General features: G+C 68.1%; 25 protein-coding genes and 1 tRNA gene. 14 read left to right on the top strand and 12 right to left on the bottom strand.

Annotated features, from left to right (window positions below; translation table 11 throughout):
- Nucleotides 1-84: 84 nt before the first annotated feature.
- Nucleotides 85-158 (bottom strand) — tRNA-Lys (locus LI334_RS06220).
- Nucleotides 159-274: 116 nt separating this feature from the next.
- On the opposite strand from LI334_RS06220, the gene LI334_RS06215 reads away from it, so the two are divergent.
- Entirely contained in the window at nucleotides 275-1729 is a 1455-nt protein-coding gene (locus LI334_RS06215) for a DHH family phosphoesterase (protein ID WP_227262306.1), read from the top strand.
- Here LI334_RS06215 and LI334_RS06210 read toward each other — a convergent pair.
- From LI334_RS06210 to LI334_RS06190, 5 genes are read right to left on the bottom strand one after another with little or no spacing between them, the layout of a single operon-like run.
- Nucleotides 1726-2247 carry a multiprotein bridging factor aMBF1 gene (locus LI334_RS06210; RefSeq protein ID WP_227262305.1) on the bottom strand — a complete coding sequence of 174 codons (522 nt, stop codon included), beginning with the start codon at nucleotides 2245-2247 and terminating at the stop codon, nucleotides 1726-1728. The genes LI334_RS06215 and LI334_RS06210 overlap by 4 nt on opposite strands.
- Before the next feature lie 43 nt (nucleotides 2248-2290).
- The gene (locus LI334_RS06205) at nucleotides 2291-2899 is read right to left on the bottom strand and encodes a CDP-alcohol phosphatidyltransferase family protein (protein WP_227262304.1); all 609 of its coding nucleotides are present in this window, start codon (nucleotides 2897-2899) and stop codon (nucleotides 2291-2293) included.
- Nucleotides 2896-3402, bottom strand: coding sequence for an adenylate kinase family protein (locus LI334_RS06200; protein WP_227262303.1), 507 nt, complete (start codon nucleotides 3400-3402; stop codon nucleotides 2896-2898). The genes LI334_RS06205 and LI334_RS06200 overlap by 4 nt, the downstream gene beginning before the upstream one ends.
- On the bottom strand, nucleotides 3399-4517 hold the full coding sequence (gene hisC / locus LI334_RS06195; RefSeq protein WP_227262302.1) for a histidinol-phosphate transaminase: 1119 nt from the start codon (nucleotides 4515-4517) through the stop codon (nucleotides 3399-3401). The genes LI334_RS06200 and hisC overlap by 4 nt, the downstream gene beginning before the upstream one ends.
- 35 nt (nucleotides 4518-4552) lie before the next feature.
- Entirely contained in the window at nucleotides 4553-5515 is a 963-nt protein-coding gene (locus LI334_RS06190) for an NAD(P)-dependent oxidoreductase (RefSeq protein WP_227262301.1), read from the bottom strand.
- 71 nt (nucleotides 5516-5586) lie between these two features.
- Here LI334_RS06190 and LI334_RS06185 point away from each other — a divergent pair, with 71 nt between their 5' ends.
- Together LI334_RS06185 and LI334_RS06180 are read left to right on the top strand one after the other, a co-directional pair.
- A complete protein-coding gene (locus LI334_RS06185; protein WP_227262300.1) occupies nucleotides 5587-6042 on the top strand; it encodes a transporter in 456 nt (151 codons plus the stop codon).
- A gap of 25 nt (nucleotides 6043-6067) precedes the next feature.
- Nucleotides 6068-6436: a hypothetical protein gene (locus LI334_RS06180; RefSeq protein ID WP_227262299.1), complete on the top strand. Its 369-nt coding sequence runs from the start codon at nucleotides 6068-6070 to the stop codon at nucleotides 6434-6436.
- 1 nt (nucleotide 6437) lies between these two features.
- On the opposite strand, the gene LI334_RS06175 is transcribed toward LI334_RS06180, so the two are convergent.
- Complete coding sequence (locus tag LI334_RS06175) at nucleotides 6438-7166, bottom strand: fumarylacetoacetate hydrolase family protein (protein ID WP_227262298.1); 729 nt, start codon at nucleotides 7164-7166, stop codon at nucleotides 6438-6440.
- Between the two features lie 99 nt (nucleotides 7167-7265).
- On the opposite strand from LI334_RS06175, the gene LI334_RS06170 reads away from it, so the two are divergent.
- Entirely contained in the window at nucleotides 7266-7976 is a 711-nt protein-coding gene (locus LI334_RS06170; protein ID WP_227262297.1) for a metal-dependent hydrolase, read from the top strand.
- A 78-nt stretch (nucleotides 7977-8054) separates the two neighbouring features.
- On the top strand, nucleotides 8055-8453 hold the full coding sequence (locus LI334_RS06165) for an OsmC family protein (protein WP_227262296.1): 399 nt from the start codon (nucleotides 8055-8057) through the stop codon (nucleotides 8451-8453).
- Between the two features lie 297 nt (nucleotides 8454-8750).
- On the opposite strand, the gene LI334_RS06160 is transcribed toward LI334_RS06165, so the two are convergent.
- Nucleotides 8751-9086: an uS10/mL48 family ribosomal protein gene (locus LI334_RS06160; protein ID WP_227262295.1), complete on the bottom strand. Its 336-nt coding sequence runs from the start codon at nucleotides 9084-9086 to the stop codon at nucleotides 8751-8753.
- 125 nt (nucleotides 9087-9211) lie between these two features.
- Here LI334_RS06160 and LI334_RS06155 point away from each other — a divergent pair, with 125 nt between their 5' ends.
- Both LI334_RS06155 and LI334_RS06150 read left to right on the top strand, forming a co-directional pair.
- Complete coding sequence (locus LI334_RS06155; protein ID WP_227262294.1) at nucleotides 9212-9688, top strand: bis(5'-nucleosyl)-tetraphosphatase; 477 nt, start codon at nucleotides 9212-9214, stop codon at nucleotides 9686-9688.
- Nucleotide 9689: 1 nt separating this feature from the next.
- Nucleotides 9690-10679, top strand: coding sequence for a DUF5787 family protein (locus LI334_RS06150; RefSeq protein ID WP_227262293.1), 990 nt, complete (start codon nucleotides 9690-9692; stop codon nucleotides 10677-10679).
- On the opposite strand, the gene LI334_RS06145 is transcribed toward LI334_RS06150, so the two are convergent.
- Nucleotides 10676-11155, bottom strand: coding sequence for a DUF5797 family protein (locus tag LI334_RS06145; protein WP_227262292.1), 480 nt, complete (start codon nucleotides 11153-11155; stop codon nucleotides 10676-10678). The two genes, LI334_RS06150 and LI334_RS06145, sit on opposite strands and share 4 nt — an antisense overlap.
- 85 nt (nucleotides 11156-11240) lie before the next feature.
- Between LI334_RS06145 and LI334_RS06140 the strand changes: the two genes are divergently transcribed.
- The 3 genes from LI334_RS06140 to LI334_RS06130 are packed head-to-tail and all read left to right on the top strand — an operon-like array spanning nucleotide 11241 to nucleotide 12650.
- A complete protein-coding gene (locus LI334_RS06140) occupies nucleotides 11241-12011 on the top strand; it encodes an enoyl-CoA hydratase/isomerase family protein (RefSeq protein WP_227262291.1) in 771 nt (256 codons plus the stop codon).
- A gap of 31 nt (nucleotides 12012-12042) precedes the next feature.
- Nucleotides 12043-12300, top strand: coding sequence for a DUF5789 family protein (locus LI334_RS06135; protein ID WP_227262290.1), 258 nt, complete (start codon nucleotides 12043-12045; stop codon nucleotides 12298-12300).
- Between the two features lie 38 nt (nucleotides 12301-12338).
- Nucleotides 12339-12650: a transcription factor S gene (locus LI334_RS06130; RefSeq protein ID WP_227262289.1), complete on the top strand. Its 312-nt coding sequence runs from the start codon at nucleotides 12339-12341 to the stop codon at nucleotides 12648-12650.
- 18 nt (nucleotides 12651-12668) lie between these two features.
- Here the strand turns inward: LI334_RS06130 and LI334_RS06125 are convergent, their stop codons facing one another.
- Nucleotides 12669-13124, bottom strand: coding sequence for a MaoC family dehydratase (locus LI334_RS06125; protein ID WP_227262288.1), 456 nt, complete (start codon nucleotides 13122-13124; stop codon nucleotides 12669-12671).
- A gap of 90 nt (nucleotides 13125-13214) precedes the next feature.
- Between LI334_RS06125 and LI334_RS06120 the strand changes: the two genes are divergently transcribed.
- The 3 genes from LI334_RS06120 to LI334_RS06110 all read left to right on the top strand — a co-directional run bounded on the left by LI334_RS06120 (nucleotide 13215) and on the right by LI334_RS06110 (nucleotide 16740).
- Nucleotides 13215-14543 carry a PGF-CTERM sorting domain-containing protein gene (locus LI334_RS06120; RefSeq protein ID WP_227262287.1) on the top strand — a complete coding sequence of 443 codons (1329 nt, stop codon included), beginning with the start codon at nucleotides 13215-13217 and terminating at the stop codon, nucleotides 14541-14543.
- Nucleotides 14544-14567: 24 nt separating this feature from the next.
- Nucleotides 14568-15413, top strand: coding sequence for an HpcH/HpaI aldolase/citrate lyase family protein (locus LI334_RS06115; protein WP_227262286.1), 846 nt, complete (start codon nucleotides 14568-14570; stop codon nucleotides 15411-15413).
- Nucleotides 15414-15483: 70 nt separating this feature from the next.
- Nucleotides 15484-16740 (top strand): Glu/Leu/Phe/Val family dehydrogenase, encoded by a 1257-nt coding sequence (locus tag LI334_RS06110; protein ID WP_227262285.1) that lies wholly within the window; start codon nucleotides 15484-15486, stop codon nucleotides 16738-16740.
- 179 nt (nucleotides 16741-16919) lie between these two features.
- Here the strand turns inward: LI334_RS06110 and LI334_RS06105 are convergent, their stop codons facing one another.
- Complete coding sequence (locus LI334_RS06105; protein ID WP_227262284.1) at nucleotides 16920-17897, bottom strand: aldo/keto reductase; 978 nt, start codon at nucleotides 17895-17897, stop codon at nucleotides 16920-16922.
- A gap of 97 nt (nucleotides 17898-17994) precedes the next feature.
- Between LI334_RS06105 and ggt the strand changes: the two genes are divergently transcribed.
- Nucleotides 17995-19614, top strand: a complete 1620-nt coding sequence (ggt, locus tag LI334_RS06100) for a gamma-glutamyltransferase (RefSeq protein WP_227262283.1) — start codon at nucleotides 17995-17997, stop codon at nucleotides 19612-19614.
- 105 nt (nucleotides 19615-19719) lie between these two features.
- Here ggt and LI334_RS06095 read toward each other — a convergent pair whose 3' ends face one another.
- Nucleotides 19720-20862: an acyl-CoA dehydrogenase family protein gene (locus LI334_RS06095; protein ID WP_227262282.1), complete on the bottom strand. Its 1143-nt coding sequence runs from the start codon at nucleotides 20860-20862 to the stop codon at nucleotides 19720-19722.
- Between the last annotated feature and the right edge of the window lie 35 nt (nucleotides 20863-20897).

The raw sequence follows: 20897 nt of genomic DNA, 5'->3' as shown, positions 1-20897 counted from the left end.
GCGAGCCATCCCGGACTCATAGGACGCGTGGGGTAATAAGCCGCACACCCACGCGGTGCTCGCCAGCGTGGTTCGCGGGAGAAGCGGGCCGGGCGCGATTTGAACACGCGACCGTCTGATTAAGAGTCAGACGCTCTGCCGAACTGAGCTACCGGCCCTGTGATTCCTCGTATCCGCGGGACGGTAAAATAGGTTTCCTTCTGGGGGTCGCGTGTGGGTGGTTCTCGGGGGCTGTCGGGAGGACTAAGTACGGCCGGGGGGTACGCGTTCGTACATGAGTAGCCGGGCTACGATTTCGTCGATGTCCACGTACGCGATTCTCGGCTGCGGGAGCGTCGGGCACTCCGTCGCGGAGGAGCTCGTCGAGCGGGGGAAGGACGTGCTCATCGTGGACAAGGACGAGTCGCGCGTGGAGGCGTTGCGCGACCAGGATTTGAACGCGCAAGCCGCCGACATCCGGGACGACGGGGTCGCGGAGCTCGTGGACGACCGGGACGTGGTGCTCATCATGTCCTCGGACATCGAGGCGAACGAGGCCGCGGTGGAGAACATCCGCGACCGGAACGAAGACCAGTTCGTGGTCGCGCGGGCGAGCGACCCGGTGACGGCGGACGAGCTCACGCAGTTGGGCGCGGACGTGGTCATCAATCCGTCGAACGTCATCGCGGACGCGGCGCTCCGCGCGCTCGAATCCGGCGAACTGGAGTACAAGGCCCGCCAGCTCGCGGACGTCATCACGGCGTCGACGAGCAAGCTCGCGATTCTGACGCACGACAACCCCGACCCGGACTCCATCGCGTCCGCGGCGGCGCTGCGGTCTATCGCGGAACACCTCGGCGCGGAAGCGGACATCCTCTACTTCGGCGACATCGGCCACCAGGAGAACCGGGCGTTCGTGAACTTGCTCGAACTCGAACTCACGCCGTACGACAGCGTGGACATCTCTGAGTACGACACGGTCGCGCTCATCGACCCCGCGAAGGCGGGCGAACTGCAGGTCGATGCGGACGTGGACATCTACATCGACCACTACGAGACGGAGGGCGAGGTCGAAGCGGAGTTCGTGGACGTGCGGCCGAACGTCTCCTCGACATCGACGATTCTCACGAAGTACATCCAGGAGTTCGACCTGAGCGTCGACCAGGCGGTCGCCACCGCACTGTTGTACGGGATTCGAACCGAGACGCTCGACTTCCGGCGGGACACGACGCCCGCGGACCTCACCGCGGCGGCCTACCTGTATCCGTTCGCCGACCACGACACGCTCGAACAGGTCGAATCCCCGAACATGAGTCCGGAGACCCTGGACGTGCTCGCGGAAGCCATCACGAACCGCGAGGTTCGGGGGAGCCACCTCGTCAGCGACGCGGGGTTCATTCGGGATAGGGACGCGCTCGCGCAGGCCGCCCAGCAACTCCTCAACCTGGAGGGCATCACGACGACGGCGGTGTTCGGTATCGTGGACGACACCATCTACCTCGCGGCGCGCTCGAAGGACATCCGGTTGAACATCGGGAAGGTGCTGCAGGACGCGTTCACGGACATCGGGGAGGCCGCGGGGCACTCGACGCAGGCGTCCGCGGAGATTCCGCTCGGCATCTTCACGGGCATCGAGTCCTCGGAGGAGAACCGCGAAACCCTCCTCACGCTGACGGAGGAGGCGGTGAAGCGAAAACTGTTCGACGCGATGGGTGTCGAGCAGGAGACGAGCGCGCAGAACGGCGGTTAGTCCTTCCGTTTGACCATGTCGCCGAGGGTGAGGCCGGAGCCCCCGCTCTCGGACTCCCAGTCGTCGTCGCCGCTCGACGACTCGGTGAGCGTGATGGAGAGGCGTTTTTCGAGTTTCTTCTGGACGCTGTCGCTCGGGAGCATCGCACCGCGTTCGAGCTTCCGCACCAGACTGGCTTTCTCGCTGATTTCCTTCGCGAGTTCCTCCTGGCTGAGGCCGGCGGACTCGCGGGCGTTCCGGATTCGGTCGTCGTAGTCCGACGCGACCTCCTCCATCTCGTCGAACATGTCGCGGCGGCGCGTGTTCGACGACCCGCCGGAGGAGCCGCTGGAGCCGCTGGAGCCGCCCGAGGAACTGCTGGAGGACGTGGAGTACTTGGTGGACGTAGCGGACGACGACTGGGTCTTCACTTCGGTGCCGAAGTCGGCGCAGTCGTCACAGACGTCGAGTTCCGCGCCCTCGACCTTGATGGTCTTGGGGGACGCCGTCTCCGCGCCACACATCTCGCATTGAACCATAGAGAATCTAGCTCCGGGAGCGGCTTAAAACGCACGCCGCCGGTTACTGGAGGTCTCGCCACGCGCCGAGGAATCGCTGGAGGGCGGTGAGGTGGCCGACGACGGCGAACAGGCCGAGCAGCCACGCGACGACGCTCACGTCCGCGACGACGGGGACGACGACCGAGATGCCGCCGGTGAGGCAGACGAGCGCGAGGCGGTCGGCGCGCCCGAGGAGGCCGCCGTACTGGCGTTCGAGGCCGACGGCCTCGGTCTGCGTGCCGAGGTACGAGGTCATCAGGACGCCGGTGACGGCGGCGAACCCGAGCGCGTACTGTTCGATGCCGGCGGCGAGGCCGGCGAGGATGACGATGTCGGCGTAGCGGTCGAGGACGTGGTCGAGGAGGTCGCCGGCGGGGCTGTCCGTGTCGAGTTCGCGCGCGACGGCTCCGTCGAGCAGGTCGAGCATCCCGTTGAGGAGGACGAGGAGCGCGCCGACGCCGTACCACCAGTCGGGGCCGGGGCCGGCCCGATAGAACGCGCCGGCGGCGAGCACGGCGAGCGCGAACGCGGCGACGCTGATGCCGTCCGGAGTGAGGTTCAGTCTGACCGAGAGGCGGACGAACGGGCGGAGGATGCGCGAGGCGAGCGAGCGGTACTGATCGAGCGTCATAGGTAGTCAGTGAAGTCCACGCGGCCCGCGCTCGGGTCGCGGTCGCCCGCGATGACGGCTTCGATGTCGCCCGCGACTTCTTCGGGCGGCCGGTTCGACGTGTCTATCTCGTAGACGCGGTTCTCCCCGAACTCGGAGACCGCCTCGGCGAGAATCACGTCGAGCGCTTCGGATTCAGCGTTCTCCCTGGCTTTCGGTTCGGGTTCGCCGCGCTCGCGGAGCCGCTGGTCGAGTTCGCGCGGGTGACAGCGCAGGACGATGCAGATGTCGGCGTCGAAGTAGTGCGCGAGGTGGCTGTCCACGAGCACGTCGTCCCGGCCGTCCAGCCACTCGCGGGCGGCGTCCACGTCCACGACGAGACTGTCCCGTTCCTCGTCGCGTTCGGTGTAGAGGCCGCGCTCGCGTATTTCGTCGTTCAGGTGAATCACGTCGAGGTCGGCGTCCACGAGGTCGGTGGCCGTCGTCTTCCCCGTCCCCGGCGTACCCGTAACCGCGACTCTCACTCCGCGAGCACCTCGTTCAGCTCCGCGACGACGGTCTCGGTCTCCTCCTTCGTGCCGCACGTGATGCGGATGCAGTCGTCCAGCCCGAAGCTCGTGCAGTCGCGGACGATGACGCCGCGGCGCTTCAGGGCGTCCGCGACCGCCGCGGCGTCCCCGACTTCGACGAGCACGAAGTTCCCGTGACTCTCGAACACGCGCGCGTCGATGTGCTCGGTCATGTACTCGCGCGCCCACGCCGCGGTCTCGACCGTCCGCTCGACGTGCTCGTCGTCCTCCAGCGCGGCCAGCCCGGCGCGACACGCGACGAGGTTCGCGGCGAACGGCGTGTTCACGCGCCGGTACGCGTCCGCCCACGCCTCGGGCACTACCGCGTACCCGAGGCGGAGGCCCGCGAGCCCGTACGCCTTCGAGAACGTCCGCAGAACCACGACGTCGTCGCGCTTCGCGCGACTGGCCGCCGGGTTCGACCCGGCGACGCCGTCCCGGGTTCGCACGAGGTCGATTGCGGTCGGCGCGTCCGTGAACTCGCCGTACGCCTCGTCCACGACCACCAGCGTCTCCTCGTCCGTCTCCTCCGCGATTTCCTCGACGGCGTCGAGCGTGAACCGGCCGCCGCTGGGGTTGTGGGGGCTGGTGAGGAAGACGACGCGCTCGCCGTCGTAGGCGTCGAGGACGGCGTCCGCGGTGAGCGAGAAGCCGTCGTCGCGCTCGACCGGATAGGTCGAAACGCCGCCGTGGTGGAAGCGCGCGGTCATCCCGTAGTACGAGAACCCGGGGTCGGGCACGAGCACGTCGTCGCCGGGTTCGAGGGTGGCGCGCGCGAGGTAGTCGAGCGCGCCGTCCCCGCCGTTCGCGAGCCAGACCTGGTCGTCCGTCACGTCCCACTCGTCGGCGATGCGCGCGACGAGGTCGGCGTGGTCGGCGGTCGGGTAGTGGTGAACGTCGGTCGCGGTCTCGCGGACGGCCTCCGCTCCGAGCGGGCTTGGGCCGAACATGTTCTCGTTCGACGCGAGCTTCACGAACTCCGAGGGGTCGCGGCCGAGCTCGCGCGCGACCTCCTCGATTCCCCGACCCGCCTGGTACTCGACGTGGTCGGAGAGGTCCCGTGGGTGCATGGGTGAACCGAGCGCCCGGGCGGCCTTAAGCCTCCCTACAGCCAGTCGGCGTCCGGGTCGACGCGTCCCGCGGGCGTCTCGCCGTCGAGGAACCGCCGCACGTCCGCGGCGACGGACTCGTTCGCGTCGGCCATCGCTTCCGCGGAGTACCAGCCGGCGTGCGGCGTCAACACCACGTCGTCCCGGTCGCGGAGCGCGGACTCCGCGGGGAGGGGTTCGGTCTCGAACACGTCGAGGCCGGCGGCGGCGATGTCGCCGGATTCGAGCGCGTCCACCAGCGCGGCTTCGTCCACGACGCCGCCGCGGCCGACGTTCACGACCACCGCGTCGTCCCGGAGGCGGGCGAGGGCGTCCCGGCCGACGAGGCCGCGCGTCTCGTCCGTGAGGGGCGCGTGCACGCTGACGTGGTCGGCGCGCGCGGTGAGCTCCTCGAACGTGACTTTCTCCGCGTTCTCGCGCGCCATCACGTCGGCGTCCACGTAGGGGTCGTAGGCGAGCACGTCGGCGTCGAACCCGCGGAGGCGGTCGCGGAACGCGCGGGCGATGGGGCCGAAGGAGACGAGGCCGACGGTCGCGCCCGCGAGCCGGTGGATGGGCGCGCCGACCCGCCAGTCCCACTCGCCGTCGCGGACGCTCGCGTCGTAGGCGGGGACGCTTCGAACGCACGCGAGCAGGAGGCTGAGGGCGTGCGTCGCCACCTCGTCCACGCAGTAGTCCGCGGCGTGCACCACCGTCACGCCGCGCGCCGCCGCGGCCGCCACGTCCACGTTGTCCACGCCGATGCTCGGTTGCGCTATCAGTCGAACGCTCGCGTCCGCGAGCACGTCCGCGGTGACGGGCGCGGTGCTCGGCGTCACCCACACGTCCGCGTCGGCGTGCGCCCGGAGGCCCGCCGCGGTGTCGAGGTCTCCCACGGCGACGGCGGCGTCCGGGACGGCGCGCTCGAACGCGCTCGGGTCGTACTTCGGGTCGTCGTCAACCACGATTCGCGCGACCATACCCGTGGTTCGGACGCCCGCGCAAAGTCAGTCCCGGCGGGTTTCAAGTCGCCGCCGCCCCCAGGATGGGTATGGCACTCACCGAGACAGCCTTGTACGCGTTCCACCTGGTGTTCGCCTCGCTCTGGACGGGAAGCGTCCTGTTCGCGGCGTACGCCGTTCTCCCGCTCGGCCGCGCCGGCGACGCCTCCCCGGGCGTGCTCGCCGCCGTCGCCGGGAAGCTCAGCACCATCAACCGCGTCTCCAGCGCGCTGATGCTCCTCTCCGGCATCGGCCTCTGGAGCGTCCTCGACTACACCAGCCGGTTCCCGGACGACCCGAACAGCCACCTCGTCCTCACGATGGTCGTCCTCTGGTTCGTCCTCACCGGCCTCGTCGAAGTCGGCGTCTCCCGGCTGACGGACGCCGCCGACTCCGGGAAGGTTCGCACGCCCGCGGAGAACGCGCGGCCGTTCCTCCTCGCCGCCGCGCTCGTCGGCGTCCTTCTCCTGCTCGACGCCGCCGCGCTCGCCGGCAACCTCGTTTAAGTAGTCGGCCGTCCTTCGACCGCATATGGCACCACTCACGAGCGGTCTCGTCCTGTTCGTCGTCAGCCTCCTCGTCGGCGGGTTCGGCATCTACGTCGGCGGGCGCGTCGTCGCCGGCGTTGACGACTACAGTCACGCCGTCGTCACCGCGCTGGTCGGCGCAATCGTCTGGGCGATAACCGCGACGTTCCTCGGCTGGATTCCCCTCCTCGGCCCCATCCTCGTCTTCCTCGCCTACCTCTGGGTCGTCAAACACCGCTACCCCGGCGGCTGGGTGAACGCCGCGCTCATCACGCTCGTCGCGTGGCTCACGCTCGTCGTCGTGCTCGCGTTCGCGGAATCCTTCGGCGCGTTCGAGGACGAGTTCGACGCGTTCGGCGTCCCCGGAATCTAGCTCAGGCGCGCTCGACGGTGTGTTCGAGGGTGCCGACGCCCTCGATTTCGACCTCCACGCGGTCGCCGTCGGTGAGTTCGTTCACGCCCTCGGGCGTCCCCGTGATGACTACGTCGCCGGGTTCGAGCGTGAGGTAGCTCGTGATCTCCTCGACGAGCTCGGGAATCTCGAAGATGAAGTGCTCGATGCTGGAGTCCTGGCGGGTCTCGCCGTTCACGCGGAGCGAAATCGAGGCGTCCTCGGGGAGGTGTTCGGGGTCGGCGAGGACGGGGCCGAGCGGGCACGCGCCGTCGAACGCCTTCCCGCGAACCCAGTTCTTCTCCGCGTCCTGGTCGTCGCGGTTCGACACGTCGTCCGCGACGGTGTAGCCCGCGATGTACTCCTCTGCGTTCTCTGCGTCCACGTTCTTCGCCTCCTTCCCGATGACGACGGCGAGTTCGGCCTCGTGCTCGCAGTACTTGCCCTCGGGGAGAGTGACGGTCGCGCCCGGGCCGGTGACGGCGTTCGGCGGCTTCAGAAAGAGCAGGGGGCGGTCGGGGACGTCCTCACCGCGCTCCTCGGCGTGCTTCGCGTAGTTCCGACCGACGCAGACGACCTTCGTCGGGTCGGTCGGCGGGAGAACCTCCACGTCGTCGATGTCGTAGGTTCGGCCGCCGAAGGACACTTCGTCGCCGTGGTACTCGCCGTCTCTGACTGCGCCCGCGGGATCGCGGAATCGGACGTGATGCATACCTACGCGTTCGAGACGCGGGGCGTAAGCGTTGTGGAAACAGAAGACCGAGCGTCGGCGGTACGATTTATGGGTCGCACGTCCGTATCGACGGCCGCAATGGAACTCACCTGGTACGGCCACGCGACCTGGGGCGTCGAAGTCGGCGACACGAGCCTCCTCATCGACCCGTTCTTCGACAACCCGAAGACGGACACCGACCCCGAGGAACTCAACCCCGACTACGTCCTCGTGACGCACGGCCACGCAGACCACATCGCCGACTCGGATCGCTTCCGCGGCGCGCACTTCGTCTCGACGCCCGAAATCATCAGCTACCTCACCGACGAGTACGGCGTCGAGGACGGCACCGGCATGAACCTCGGCGGCACGTTCGAGGCCGGCGACGCCTTCGTCACGATGGTTCGCGCCGACCACTCGAACGGCATCGACACCGACTACGGCGCGACCGGCGGGATGCCCGCCGGGTTCGTGATTTCGGACACGAAACCCACGCAGGTCGCCGACGAGGACTCCACGACGTTCTACCACGCCGGCGACACCAGCCTGCACTCCGAGATGAAGGACGTCATCGCGCCCTACCTCGAACCCGACGCCGCCGCCGTCCCCGCCGGCGACCACTTCACCATGGGGCCCTGGCAGGCCGCCGTCGCCGTGGACTGGCTCGACGTCGACCACGCGTTCCCGATGCACTACGATAGCTTCCCGCCCATCGAAATCGACACCGACGACTTCGTGAAGGAAGTCAAAGCCACCGGGAGCGACGCCGAAGTCCACGTGCTCGACGGCGACGAGACCTTCCCCCTCTGACGGTCGCGCGCCCGAGTCGAGGCCACGCGTACCGAAGGGACAACGCTTACCTATTTTCCGGGCGACCACTCGAACGCAATGACGGACATCGACATCACCAGCACCTCGGAGGAGGGCTTCGTCACGCGCTCCCGAATCGGCGACTTCGAACTCACCATCGACGCCACCGACCAGGAGGGCCCGAACCCCAACGCCACCCTCGTCGCGGACTACGCGTCCTGCTACATTCCCGCGTTCCGCGTCGGCGGCCAGCAGCGCGACTACGACGACCTCGGCAAAATCGAAATCGACGCCGAAGCCGACCTGGACGACGACGACGACCTCGAAGCCATCCGCTTCCACATCAAGGTCGAAGCCGACGTCCCCGAGGACGACCTCGACGACATCGTCGCGCGCGGCGAGGACATCTGTCACGTCCACTCCGCCCTCCGCGAGGAACTGCACGCGGACATCACGGCGGAAGCGAACGCCTTCTAACGGACTTTTTACGGCTCGGGGTCGCCTTCCGCGACCCGCTCGCCGCAAAAACCTCGACTAAAAAGGGCGAGAGCGCTCCGCGTTCTGGCAATAAAAATATCTCGGCGAAGCTGCGAGTGAACCGGACGAACGCGGTCCGGAGAACTCGGTCGTTCGTCCGAACGCTATCGTCGAAACCGCCCGCCGTCTCCGTTACAGCGGCGCTGTCGGAGGCGTCGCTCTGGTGTCTGTTCGCGGTGCTATCGGATTCGGTTGGCCGCACCCTCCCCACGTGTGGGGTCGGGGCGTCGTGAGAAGTTATGCCGTGGAGCCGACCGCTTGAACGCGTTCGATGTCCGCTTCCATGCGGATGCTTGCGGGGAGGTCGCGTTCCATCACGCGGCGCGCGAGGTCGTCGTGGCCGTGGATTTCGAGGCGGCGCTGGTAGACGGTGTAGTTCCACGCGCCGTACTGGTCTGACTCGTCCCCGTCGAGGGATTTGTACTGAGAGACGTAGTAGTTCTCGGGCGTGTCCGAGTGCGGGCCCTTGATCTCTGCGCCTTTTCGTCGTACGTTGTCGCGGATGTCCCGGACGACCCGTTCGAGGGTGTCTCGGTCCCCGCTCGTGAACGTGAGCTTGGTTACGAAGGTCATGGCTGGAACTGGGTAATACGGTACGATGCAGTCCACCGTGAAAAGTCGTGTGCCTTCGCCCTCGCGTGCCACGGGGTCGCGCGGGTCCGACATTCACTTAACCCGGAGACAAGTAACATAACGTAATGACGGTTGAAGCAACCAGCGCCGGTGCGATCCTCTTTCGGGATACGCGAGGCCGGCGCGAATACCTCCTCCTCAAGAGCCGGCCCGGCGATTGGGAGTTTCCCAAGGGCGGCGTCGAGGGGGACGAAGAACTCCAGCAGACGGCTATCCGTGAGGTTCAGGAGGAAGCCGGTATCGAGGACTTCAGACTCCTCGACGGTTTCCGCGACGACTACGACTACGTGTTCGAGGCGGGCGGCGACCGCATCCACAAGACCGTCCACCTCTTCATCGCGAAGTCGTACGAGGCCTCGGCAGAACTGTCCAGCGAACACTCAGACCTCCAGTGGCGCGACTACGAGCAGGCGGTGAACACCATCACGCAGGACGGCCCGCGGGACATCCTCCGGGACGCCCACGAGTTCATCGACGACGCGCTCGCCGAGGACGCCGACGCGGACGCGGACGGCGAGGCGGGCGTCGAACAGGAGGGGTAGCGTGCCAGCGGAGTTCAGTTTCGAACTCCGCGTCTGCGCGGCGCTCGAAGCCGACTGGCCGCTCGACGACCGGGACACCGAGTTCTTCGTCGCGCGCCAGCTCGGGACGCAGCGGCGGCGCTGGGACACGCTGATTCTCGAAGTCGACCCGGAGGGGTTCGCGGCGCGCGCCCGGTTCGGCGGGACGCGCCTCGACCCGAACCTCCTGTTCGTGTGTCGGCACGCTCCCGCGGACTGGCAGTACTACCGGGACGCGCTCCCGGAGGGCGAGGTGCCGTGGCGGTACGTCCGCGAGACCATCCACCGCGGCGCGGCCCGCGGCGTGCTGGAAAAGCGAAAGCGCGGCGGCCGCATCGAACTCCGCCGGAAACACGCGTACCCGGACTGGGTGGAGCGCATCGTCGCGGTGGAGAACAAGCCCGACCTGGACGCGTCGGCGGCGCGCGCTCTCTCCGACCAACTGGAGCGCGACGTTGCGCTCGGGCTCGCGGACGAGGTCTGGGTCGCCACGGAGTCGGGCGACCGCGCCCTCTACGAGGAGATGCCGGTCGAAGCGGGCATCCTCGTGTTCGAGGACGGCGACCTGGACGTGCGCTGGCATCCGCGAGCGCTCGACCCCGCGCGACCGGGCACCAGAATTCTCGACCGGGGGAGCGACGCCTGCGAGTTCGAGTACGTCCCGGCGGAGCGGAAGGCGAAGCTCCGGTCGTGGCTCGCGGAGCGCGCGTACGAGCGCGGCTGGCGGTCGTACGTGGACACGATGCGGCCCGACTGCCGGCACTTCGACCTCCGGCGGGCGGGCGACGGCTACGTGCCGTACTGTCGCGCGAAGGGACGCGAGCAGACCGCGGGCGAGTGCGCGGGGTCGTGTCCCGAGTTCTCGCCCGAACCCCCGCAGTGGCGACAGCGGGGCTGGCCCATCGAAGGCGGGCCGGGGCAGACAGTGAAGCGCGTGCTGGACGACCGGAGAGAACGCGAGCGACGGGGTTAGTCGGCGAGTTCGACGGCGTCCCGGGGGACGGCGAGGCGGAACGTCGGCACGGTTCGATAGATGAGGTCGGCGACGCCCTTGCGTTCGAGCGTGCGGAGCGCGCGCCGCACCTCGCCCGTGTCGAACGCCTCGTCGAACTCGTTTTCGAGGTCGTGGAGGACGCTGACGACGCTCTGCGAGCGCTCGTCGGGGCCGGCGAGCACTTCCAGGATCTGTTGTTCGAGGTCGCTGAGGTGGACGCGGAGCGGGTCGTCCTCCCCGACGTCCTCGCCGGTGACGAGGGCGCGCGCCTCCGCGGTCGCGCGGATGAGGCTGTCCTCGTCGCGGTAGTAGTAGTCCTTGAGTTCGCCTTCGAGGAACTGGTGAACCTCGCTCCCCGACTCCATCCCCCAGCGCTCCTGGAGCGTCTTGTTCTTCGTGGGCTGGAGTTCCACGATGTCGGCGAGGCGCTCGCGGGCCTCCTCGGAGAGACTCATACCCGGTATCTCGCCGCGGGGGTATTTCGGCCTTCTGAAAGCCCCGAACCCAACCGTTATGCAGTCCGTCGCCGTGTTCCGAGGTATGAGCGACCTCGTCGAACTCGACGTCTCGGAGGGCGTGGCGACGGTGACGGTGACGCGTCCGGAGAGCCTGAACAGCGTTGACGCGGCGACGCTGGACGCGCTCGCGGACGCGTTCGCGGACGCCGCGCGCCGGGACGCCCGCGCCGTCGTGCTCACGGGCGCGGGCGAGAAGGCGTTCGTCGCGGGCGCGGACATCGAGTACATGTCGGACATCGGGGCCGCCGAGGCGGAGGCGTACGCGCGGAAGGGCCACGACCTCACGCGCGCCATCGAGGAGTTCCCCGCGCCCGTCGTCGCGGCCATCAACGGCTACGCGTTCGGCGGTGGCCTCGAACTCGCGCTCGCCTGCGACCTCCGCGTCGCGTCCGAGCGCGCCGTGCTCGGACAGACCGAAATCGACCTCGGCGTGATTCCGGGCTGGGGCGGCACCCAGCGCCTCCCCCGGCTCGTCGGCGACGAGACCGCGCGCCGCATGATTTACTTCGGCGACCGCATCGACGCCACCGACGCCTACGAGGAAGGCCTCGTCGGCGACGTCATCGCGCACGACGAGCTTCGCGACCACGCGCACAGCCTCGCGCGCGACCTCGCGGCGCAACCCCAGTTCGCGCTTGCCGCCGCGAAGGAAGCCATCAACGAGAGCCACCGCACCACGCTCGACGCCGGCCTCGACTTCGAGCGCCGCACGTGGGCGGGCCTGTTCGGCACGTCCGACCAGCGCGAGGGCATGGCGGCGTTCCTCGAAGACCGCGACCCCGATTTCGACTAAGAACTAAGGCGGAGGCCCGCGACGCCCCAGTATGGTAACGCGTATCAAGTTGAACGAGCTCGACGACGCGCTCGCCGACCTACCGTATCCGATGACGCACGGGGACGCCGTCTCCGAACTCGACGGGTACGTCCTCCAGTACGCGGACGGCGAGGAGCCGCTCGGGGACGTGGTGGAGCGCTCCGACGAGGACGTGTTCGACGACCCGAGCATGCTCGACGCCGAGATTCGAAACAACCTCCCGACGGAGGCGGTCGGGGAACCCGGGCAGTCCGAGGGGGAGGGCTAAGTCGGGGGGCTTAACTGACGACGCTCGCTAGGGCGGGCATGGAATTCTGCGACGACTGCGGTTCGATGATGCACGCGGAGGACGACCTCTGGGTGTGTGACTCCTGCGGGCACAAACAGCCGAAAGACCCCGACGCGAACTACGTGCTCTCCGAGGAACAGGAGGCGAGCGACATCATCGAGACGGACGGCGAGAACGCCGGCCTCCCGACCACGGAAGCGCGCTGTCCCGAGTGCGGGAACGACGAGGCGTACTGGTACATGCAGCAGATTCGGAGCGCGGACGAGTCCGAGACGCGCTTTTTCGTGTGCACGGAGTGCGAGCACACCTGGCGCGAAGACGACAACTAAACTCCTGCTCGACGGCGATTACTCGGCGTGTTCTTTCTTGAGGGAGAGCGCGGTGCGGTCGAACTCGCAGACGACCTCGTCGTTCTGATTCAGGGCTTCGACGTGCATCGTGACGACGCCGCGTTCGCCGTCGCTGGTCTCGCGTTTGTCCGTGACGGTGCTGCGGGCGGTGATGGTGTCGCCGTGGAACACGGGCGTGGGGTGTTCGACGTTGTCGTAGGAGAGGTTCGCGACGATGGTGCCGTCCGTCGTATCCGGAATCGTGAGGCCGACGGCGAGGCTCATCGTGTAGAGGCCGTTGACGAGGCGTTCGCCGAACTCGGTGTCGCCGGCGAACTCGGCGTCGAGGTGGAGGGGTTGCTGGTTCATCGTCATGTCGCAGAACCGCTGGTTGTCGGACTCGCTGACGGTGCGGGACTTCCGGTGTTCGATGGTCTCGCCGACCGCGAACTCCTCGTAGTACTTCCCGGGCATACCGGGGTGGTCGCGAGTCGGGGAGAAAAACCCCGCCGGTTCGAACGGCCACCACCCTTTTCGGTGTCAGAGAGCCATAATGTAACAGATATGCCCTCACTCTCGACGCGCACGAGCGCTCTTCTCGCGGCGTTGCTCGCCGTCGGCCTCATCGCCGGCGCGGCCGTCGCGGCGACCAACGGGTCGGTCATCGCCGACCCGAACACGCCGGACGCGACCGCGACGCACACCGTCACCGCCACCGTGGACGGCGGCGCGGCGGGGTCGTCGTGGACCGGCCTCGAAATCACGTACGAACAGACGGACGTGAGTGACGTCGGCCAGAACGACGTGGCGACGATCGGCATCGACCGCGGGGACGACGCCGCGGGAGACACCATCGACGTGGACGTCTCGAACGACCTCAGTAGCGTGAGCGCCGACAGCAACGGCGAGACGCTCACCGTCGGCCTCGGCGGGAACTACAACATCGGCGAGGGCGACGAGGTCGTCGTCGTGTACGAGGACGTGCAGAACCCGAGCGCCGGGACGTACACGGTCGGTCTCGACGTGAACTACCAGTCGAGCGGCGGCGAAACGTCCGCGACGCTGACCATCGAGTCCGACACGACCACCACGACGACCACGACAACGACCACCACGACGACCACGACAACGACGACGACGAGTGACGACACGACGACGCAGACCACCACGGCGGAGCCGACCACGACCGCGGAGCCGACCACCACGGCGGAACCGACTACCACGAGTACGACGACGGCGGAGGACGCGTCGGGTGCGCGGCAGGCGTCGGTCGTGTCGATGCCGGCCGCGCCGAACGCGAGCGTGACGCACGGTGCGATGGCGGTCGTCGGGAGCGCGAACGACGGGTCGTCCTGGACGGGCTTCCAGATAGACTACCGCGGGACGGGCGTTGACGCGAGTACCGTCGGGCAGAACGACGTCGTGAAGATCGGTATCGACCGCGGGAACGACAGCGCGGGGACGACCGTGGACGTGAACGTCTCCGACGACGTGAGTAGCGTGAGCGTCGGCGGGGACGGCCAGGTCGTGACCGTGGGCCTCGGCGGGAACTACGACCTCTCGCTCGGCGACCAGCTGGTCGTCGTGTACGAGGACGTGGCGAACGGCCCCGCGGGGACGTACGAGGTGCCCGTGGACGTGAACCACCAGTCGAGCGGCGGGTCGGCCGTCGCGGCGCTCGCGGTGACCGAGACCGCCGCGAACTCGACGGAGACGACGACCACGACCGTGAACGCCGACGACCCCACGACCGAGGGAACGACGGCGGCCATCACGGAGACAGAGACGACGACTGAGACGACCGAGTCCAGCGGGAGTACGCCCGGGTTCGGCGTGGCGGCCGCGGTGATTGCCGCGCTCGCGGTGGCGCTGTTCGCCCGCCGCGACACCTAAGCCGCGTCGGTGTTTTTTCGCGGTATGGTTCGACGCAGTCTCCTGTTCACGCCCGGCGACCAGCCGGGGATGATGCGGAAGGCCCCCGAGTCGGGCGCTGACGTGCTCGTGTTCGACCTCGAAGACGCTGTCGCGCCGGACAAGAAGGGCGTGGCGCGCGCGACGGTATCGGACGTGCTGACGTCGCCGGCGTTCCGCCCCGATTGCGAGGTGTGCGTGCGCGTGAACCCCGTCGGGGTCGCGGCGGACGACGACGTGGCGGCGCTCGCGCCCGCGTCCGACCACGTCGATGCCGTGATGCTCCCGAAGGCCGCGTCCGCGGACGACGTGCGGACGCTCGAACGCCTACTGGGCGAACACGACGTGGACGCGGCCGTGTTCGCGCTCGTGGAGTCCGCCGAGGGCGTGCTGAACGCGCAGGAGGTGGCGGCGGCGGACGCGACCGAGGCGGTGGCGTTCGGCGCGGAAGACCTCTCCGCGGACATCGGCGCGACCCGAACCGACGAGGGGACGGAGGTGCTGCACGCGCGCGAGCACGTCGTCCTCGCCGCGGCGGCCGCCGACGTGGACGCCATCGACACCGTCTACACGGACATCGAGGACGGCGACGGCTTGCGCGAGGAAACGGCGTTCGCGGCCGGCCTCGGCTACGACGGGAAGATGGCCGTCCACCCCGCGCAGGTCGCGCCGATTCACGACGCGTTCCGCCCCGATCCCGCGGACGTGGAGTGGGCGGAGCGCGTGCTCGCGGCGAAGGCGGACGCGGACGAGTCGGGGCGGGGCGTGTTCCGCGTGGACGGCGAGATGGTGGACGCGCCGCTGGTCGCGCAGGCTGAGCGCATCGTCGCCCGCGCCGACGCAGATAATTAAACACCTAATATCTCATGTTACCATACCGAAGCCATCACGTTTATTCGGAGCGGAGGGGTTCGTTCAGTCGATGAGCGAGTCCAATCCGTTCGAGAACCTGCAGGAGCAAATCGAGGACGCCGCCGGTTTCCTCCCCGACGGCGTCGGCGACGACGTGCTCGAACGACTCAAGAACCCCGAGCGCGTGCTGGAGACGAACCTCACCGTCGACATGGACGACGGCAGCATCGAGTCCTTCCGCGCCTACCGCTCCCAGTTCAACGGCGACCGCGGCCCCTACAAGGGCGGCATCCGCTACCACCCCGGCGTCACCCGCGACGAAGTGAAAGCCCTCTCCGGATGGATGGTGTACAAGTGCGCCGTCGTCGACATCCCCTACGGCGGCGGGAAGGGCGGCATCGTCGTCGACCCCAGCGAGCACTCCGCGGACGAACTCGAACGCCTCACGCGGTCGTTCGCGAAGGAAGTCCGGCCGTTCATCGGCGCTGACAAGGACATCCCCGCGCCCGACGTGAACACCGGCCAGCGCGAGATGAACTGGATAAAGGACACCTACGAGAAACTCGAAAACACCACTGAACCCGGCGTTATCACCGGAAAATCCATCGAGAACGGCGGGAGCGAGGGCCGCGTCGAAGCCACCGGTCGCTCGGTGATGTTCGCCGCACGCGAGGTCTTCGACTACCTCGATACGGACCTCGACGGCGCGACCGTCGCCGTCCAGGGCTACGGGAACGCCGGCTGGATCGCCGCGAAACTCCTCGACGAACAGGGCGCGTCCGTCGTCGCCGTCAGCGACTCAAGCGGCGCAATCCACGACCCCGAGGGGCTCGACCCCGTCGCCGTCAAGGAGTTCAAGAACGACTCCGGGCACGTCACCGGCTACGACGACGCCGAGGAACTCACCAACCGCGACCTCCTCACGCTCGATGTCGACCTCCTCGTCCCCGCCGCCCTCGAAAACGCCATCGACGAAGACATCGCCCGCGACGTACAGGCCGACGTCATCGTCGAAGCCGCGAACGGCCCCCTCACCCCCGACGCCGACGATGTCCTCCAGGACTCGGACATCACCGTCGTCCCCGACATCCTCGCGAACGCCGGCGGCGTCACAGTCAGCTACTTCGAATGGGTGCAGAACCGCCAGCGCTTCTCCTGGACCGAAAACCGCGTCAACGACGAACTCGAACGCGTCATCACCGACGCCTTCGACGAACTCACCCACGCCTACGAAACCCTCGACCTCCCCAGCCTCCGCACCGCCGCCTACGTCGTCGCCATCCAACGCGTCGTAGACGCGTACACGGGCAACGGGAACTGGCCCTAAACGCCCACCTTTTTCCGGGTCGGGGTCGCCGGCGGCGACCCACTCCCCGCAAAAATCTGGACCAAAAAGACCGGTCGCCGCCGGCGACCGGAAGAACACCGAATCGAAATCTCCGCGCCGCGACCGCGCCGCGACCGCACCGTGACCGTACCGCCACCGTACCGCCACCGCTCGTTTCGTTACTGGTGGCCGCTGACGGGCACGGGCTGGTAGGGTTCTTCGAGGTAGTCGATGTCGGAGTCGCTGAGTTCGATGTCGAGGGCTTCGACGGCGTCTTCGAGGTGTTCGACGCTCGTGGTGCCGACGATGGGAGCGTCCACCCAGTCCTTGTGGAGCACCCACGCGAGGCTGATTTGCGCCATCGTCACGTCCTTCTCGTCGGCGAGTTCTTCGACGCGTTCGTTGATTTCGAGGCCGCCGCCCTCCCGGTAGGGGTGTTCGTACATGTGTTCTTCCGTCTCGCCGCGGCGGGTGGCGTCGATGTCCTCGTGGGGGCGGGTGAGGAAGCCGCGCGCGAGCGGACTCCACGGGAGCACGCCGACGCCTTCCTTCTGGGTGTAGGGGAGCATCTCGCGTTCCTCCTCGCGGTACGCGAGGTTGTAGTGGTTCTGCATGGTCGCGAACCGTTCGAGGTCGAGGCTGTCGCTCGCGTGGAGCGCGTCCGCGAACTGATGCGTCCACATCGAGGACGCGCCGATGTACCGCACCTGGTTGCGGCGGACGGCGTCGTCGAGCGCGCGCAGCGTCTGCTCGATTGGCGTGTCGTAGTCCCAGCGGTGAATCTGGTAGAGGTCGATAGTGTCCATCCCCAGTCGGTCGAGGGAGTTCGCGAGTTCCTGCTCGATGGCTTTCCGGCTGAGGCCGCCCGCGTTCGGGTTGTCGTCGTCCATCTGGAAGAACGCCTTCGTGGCGACGACCTGCGAATCCCGGTCGTACTCGGAGAGGACGTCCCCGAGCACGCGTTCGGACTCGCCGTTCGAGTACATGTTCGCGGTGTCGAAGAAGTTGATGCCGAGGTCGATTGCGCGTTCGATTATCTCCCGGCTCTCGTCCTCGTCGAGCACCCACTCGCGCCACTCCGGGGTGCCGAAGCTCATGCATCCGAGGCAGATGCGGCTGACCTCCATGCCAGTGTCGCCGAGGGTCGTGTACTCCATAGGCGAGTGTCTCGCGCCGTCGTCAAGAAGCCTTCCGCGTCCCGGCAAGCGCGTCCGTCGCGCGTGGACTTTTGGGGGCGAGCGTCGAGAGGCCGGTATGGACTTCGAGTACCCCTGGGCGTTCGAGTCGCGGCGGTCGGCCGTACACGCGCGAAACGGGATGGTCGCGACGAGCCATCCGGTCGCCGCGCAGGCAGGCCTTTCCGTCCTCCGAGACGGCGGGAACGCGGCGGACGCGGCGGTCGCGACCGCGGCCGTGTTGAACGTCGTGGAGCCACACATGACGGGTATCGGCGGGGACGCGTTCGCGCTCACGCAGTTCGACGACGAGTACGAGGCCTTGAACGCGAGCGGCCCCGCACCCGACGGCGCGGACATCGAGACGTACCGCGAACGCACGGACGCGACCGACGAGAGCGGCGACCCGGCGATGCCGACCGACGGCGGGCTTCCGGTCACGGTTCCGGGCGCGCTCGCGGGCTGGGACGCGCTCGCGGAACGCTACGGCACCCGGAGCCTCGGCGCGCTCCTCGAACCCGCGGTCGAGTACGCACGGGAGGGCGTGCCCGTGAGCGAGTTCGTCGCCCGCCAGTTCGCGCAGGCCGCCCCCCGAATCCGCGAGTACGACGAGACGGCCGAGACCTTCCTCGACGGGGACGACGACCCGTACGAGGCCGGGGACACCCTCCGAAACCCCGCGTTCGCGGACACCCTCGAACGAATCCAGTCGGAGGGCATCGACGCGTTCTACGGCGGCCCCATCGGCGAGGGGGTCGTGGAGACCGTGCGCGAACACGGCGGCGAACTCGCCGTCTCCGACCTCGAAGCGTACAGCCCGGAGTGGACCGACCCCATCAGCACCGAGTACGGCGGCCTGGAAGTCCTCGAACACCCGCCGAACGGCCAGGGGACGGTCGCGCTCGAAGCGCTGAACGTCGCGAGCGAGTTCGACCTCCCCGACGACCCGACGAACCCCGACCGCCTCCACCACCTCATCGAGGCCGTCAAGATAGCGTTCGCCGACGGCTACGAGCACATCACCGACCCCGACACCTACGACGTGCCGCTGGAGACGATGCTCTCGGAGTCGTACGCGGCGGAACGCGCCCGCGAAATCGGCCACCGCGCGAGCGTCCGCGACGCGAAGGCGGGCGACCACGCCGACACCGTCTACCTCACCGTCGTGGACGGCGACGGGAACGCCGTCTCCTTCATCAACTCCATCTACATGAACTTCGGGAGCGCGCTCACCACGGGCGGGTTCGCGCTCCAGAACCGCGGCCACTCGTTCAGCCTCGACTCCGCCCACGCGAACAGCCTCGAACCCGGCAAGCGCCCGTTCCACACCATCATTCCCGCGATGCTCCGCGAGGACGGCGAGTTCCGCGCGTCCTGGGGCGTGATGGGCGGGTCGATGCAACCGCAGGGCCACCTCCAGGTCGTCGCGAACCTCCGTGCGAAACTGAACCCGCAGGCCGCGCTGGACGCGCCGCGGTTCCGCTGGCTCGCGGACAACCGGGTCGCGCTCGAAACCACCCGGATTCCCGACGACGTGGTGACGAACCTCGAAGGCCGCGGCCACCGCGTCGTGGACGAAGACACGTTCTTCGACGCCGGCGGTCACTGGGGCGGCGGCCAGGTCGTCTGGCGGGACGACGACGGCACCCTCGTCGGCGGCTCAGACCCGAGAAAAGACGGTCACGCGGTCGGCTTCTAGGGTCAGAGGCCGAGTTCGCGGCCCAGAACCACGTGCTGGATTTCGCTCGTCCCGCTCGCAAGCCCTCGCTCACTCTGTTCGCTCGCCCTTGCAGAGTCCACCAGGTCAGAGGCCGAGTTCGCGGCCCAGAACCATGTGCTGGATTTCGCTCGTTCCTTCCCCGATTTCCATGAGTTTGGCGTCCCGGTAGAAGCGCTGGGGGGCGAAGTCGGTGGTGTAGCCGTAGCCGCCGAGGGTCTGGACGGCGTCCTCGGCGTTCTTCCGCGCGGCCTCCGAGGCGTCGAGTTTCGCGAGCGCGGACTCCGTGCTCACGCTCTCGCCCTTGTCGTACTCGGTGGCGGCCTTGTGCGTGAGGAGGCGGGCGCGTTCGGTGCGCCGGTACATGTTGACGATTTTGTCGCGGATGGCGTCGAACTTCGAGATGGGTTTGCCGAACTGCTCGCGCTCCTGCGCGTAGGAGTGCGCGGCCTGGTACGCGCCCTCCGCGAGGCCCGTGGAGAGCGCGGCGATACTGATGCGGCCGCCGTCGAGCGTCTTCATCGTCTGTTTCCAGCCCTCGCCCTCCGCGCCGAGCAGGCGGTTCTCGGGGACGTAGAGGTCGTCGAAGACGATTTCGCAGGTCGGGGAGGCGTTCAGTCCCATCTTCTCCCACTCGGTCGTGACCTCGAAGCCGTCGTCCTCGTCGGGGTCGACGATGAACGTGGAGATGCCGTCGTAGCCCGCGTCGGGGTCGGTGACGGCCTTCACGAGCACCGACCCGGCGACGGAGGCGTTCGTGATGAACTGCTTCGTGCCGTTGATGCGGTAGCCGTCGCCGTCGCGTTCGGCGGTGGTGTCCATGTCGCTCGCGTCGCTCCCGCTCCCGGGTTCCGTGAGCGCCCACGACCCGAGGTAGTCGCCCTCGGCGAGCGGGCGGAGCCAGCGCTCCTTCTGCTCGTCGGTGCCGAACAGCTCGATGGGTTTGGAGGCGAGGCTGGTGTGCGCGACGTACGAGAGACCGATGGAGCCGGAGACGCGGCCGAGTTCCTCCGCGACGAGCGAATACGTGAGGTAGTCCGCGCCGAGCCCGCCGTAGTCCTCGGAGACGGGGACGCCGAGCATGTCGAGGTCGGCGAGCGCGTCGAAGATTTCGGCGGGGAACCGGTGGTCGTCCTCGATGTCCTGCGCGATGGGTTCGATTTCCTCCTCGCAGAACTCGCGGACGGTGTCCCGAATCATCCGGTGTTCGTCGGGGACGCTGAAATCCATGCGTCAAAATTTGCCACCAAGAGTATAAACACACC

Source organism: Salarchaeum japonicum, assembly GCF_020614395.1.
Taxonomy (GTDB): Archaea; Halobacteriota; Halobacteria; order Halobacteriales; family Halobacteriaceae; genus Salarchaeum; species Salarchaeum japonicum.
The sequence above is the reverse complement of the archived record's forward strand: the minus strand, read 5'-3'. Positions and strand labels throughout refer to the sequence as shown.

Excerpts from the sequence above, each read along its gene's own strand:
- LI334_RS06135 (WP_227262290.1), top strand. The coding sequence starts at position 12,043 with ATGGTAACGCGTATCAAGTTGAACGAGCTCGACGACGCGCTCGCCGAC.
- LI334_RS06120 (WP_227262287.1), top strand. The coding sequence starts at position 13,215 with ATGCCCTCACTCTCGACGCGCACGAGCGCTCTTCTCGCGGCGTTGCTC.
- LI334_RS06105 (WP_227262284.1), bottom strand. The coding sequence starts at position 17,897 with ATGGAGTACACGACCCTCGGCGACACTGGCATGGAGGTCAGCCGCATC.
- LI334_RS06145 (WP_227262292.1), bottom strand. The coding sequence starts at position 11,155 with ATGAGTCTCTCCGAGGAGGCCCGCGAGCGCCTCGCCGACATCGTGGAA.
- LI334_RS06185 (WP_227262300.1), top strand. The coding sequence starts at position 5,587 with ATGGCACTCACCGAGACAGCCTTGTACGCGTTCCACCTGGTGTTCGCC.
- LI334_RS06125 (WP_227262288.1), bottom strand. The coding sequence starts at position 13,124 with ATGCCCGGGAAGTACTACGAGGAGTTCGCGGTCGGCGAGACCATCGAA.
- LI334_RS06210 (WP_227262305.1), bottom strand. The coding sequence starts at position 2,247 with ATGGTTCAATGCGAGATGTGTGGCGCGGAGACGGCGTCCCCCAAGACC.
- LI334_RS06175 (WP_227262298.1), bottom strand. The coding sequence starts at position 7,166 with ATGCATCACGTCCGATTCCGCGATCCCGCGGGCGCAGTCAGAGACGGC.
- LI334_RS06140 (WP_227262291.1), top strand. The coding sequence starts at position 11,241 with ATGAGCGACCTCGTCGAACTCGACGTCTCGGAGGGCGTGGCGACGGTG.
- hisC (WP_227262302.1), bottom strand. The coding sequence starts at position 4,517 with ATGCACCCACGGGACCTCTCCGACCACGTCGAGTACCAGGCGGGTCGG.
- ggt (WP_227262283.1), top strand. The coding sequence starts at position 17,995 with ATGGACTTCGAGTACCCCTGGGCGTTCGAGTCGCGGCGGTCGGCCGTA.
- LI334_RS06165 (WP_227262296.1), top strand. The coding sequence starts at position 8,055 with ATGACGGACATCGACATCACCAGCACCTCGGAGGAGGGCTTCGTCACG.
- LI334_RS06180 (WP_227262299.1), top strand. The coding sequence starts at position 6,068 with ATGGCACCACTCACGAGCGGTCTCGTCCTGTTCGTCGTCAGCCTCCTC.
- LI334_RS06215 (WP_227262306.1), top strand. The coding sequence starts at position 275 with ATGAGTAGCCGGGCTACGATTTCGTCGATGTCCACGTACGCGATTCTC.
- LI334_RS06190 (WP_227262301.1), bottom strand. The coding sequence starts at position 5,515 with ATGGTCGCGCGAATCGTGGTTGACGACGACCCGAAGTACGACCCGAGC.
- LI334_RS06205 (WP_227262304.1), bottom strand. The coding sequence starts at position 2,899 with ATGACGCTCGATCAGTACCGCTCGCTCGCCTCGCGCATCCTCCGCCCG.
- LI334_RS06170 (WP_227262297.1), top strand. The coding sequence starts at position 7,266 with ATGGAACTCACCTGGTACGGCCACGCGACCTGGGGCGTCGAAGTCGGC.
- LI334_RS06130 (WP_227262289.1), top strand. The coding sequence starts at position 12,339 with ATGGAATTCTGCGACGACTGCGGTTCGATGATGCACGCGGAGGACGAC.
- LI334_RS06095 (WP_227262282.1), bottom strand. The coding sequence starts at position 20,862 with ATGGATTTCAGCGTCCCCGACGAACACCGGATGATTCGGGACACCGTC.
- LI334_RS06155 (WP_227262294.1), top strand. The coding sequence starts at position 9,212 with ATGACGGTTGAAGCAACCAGCGCCGGTGCGATCCTCTTTCGGGATACG.
- LI334_RS06110 (WP_227262285.1), top strand. The coding sequence starts at position 15,484 with ATGAGCGAGTCCAATCCGTTCGAGAACCTGCAGGAGCAAATCGAGGAC.
- LI334_RS06160 (WP_227262295.1), bottom strand. The coding sequence starts at position 9,086 with ATGACCTTCGTAACCAAGCTCACGTTCACGAGCGGGGACCGAGACACC.
- LI334_RS06115 (WP_227262286.1), top strand. The coding sequence starts at position 14,568 with ATGGTTCGACGCAGTCTCCTGTTCACGCCCGGCGACCAGCCGGGGATG.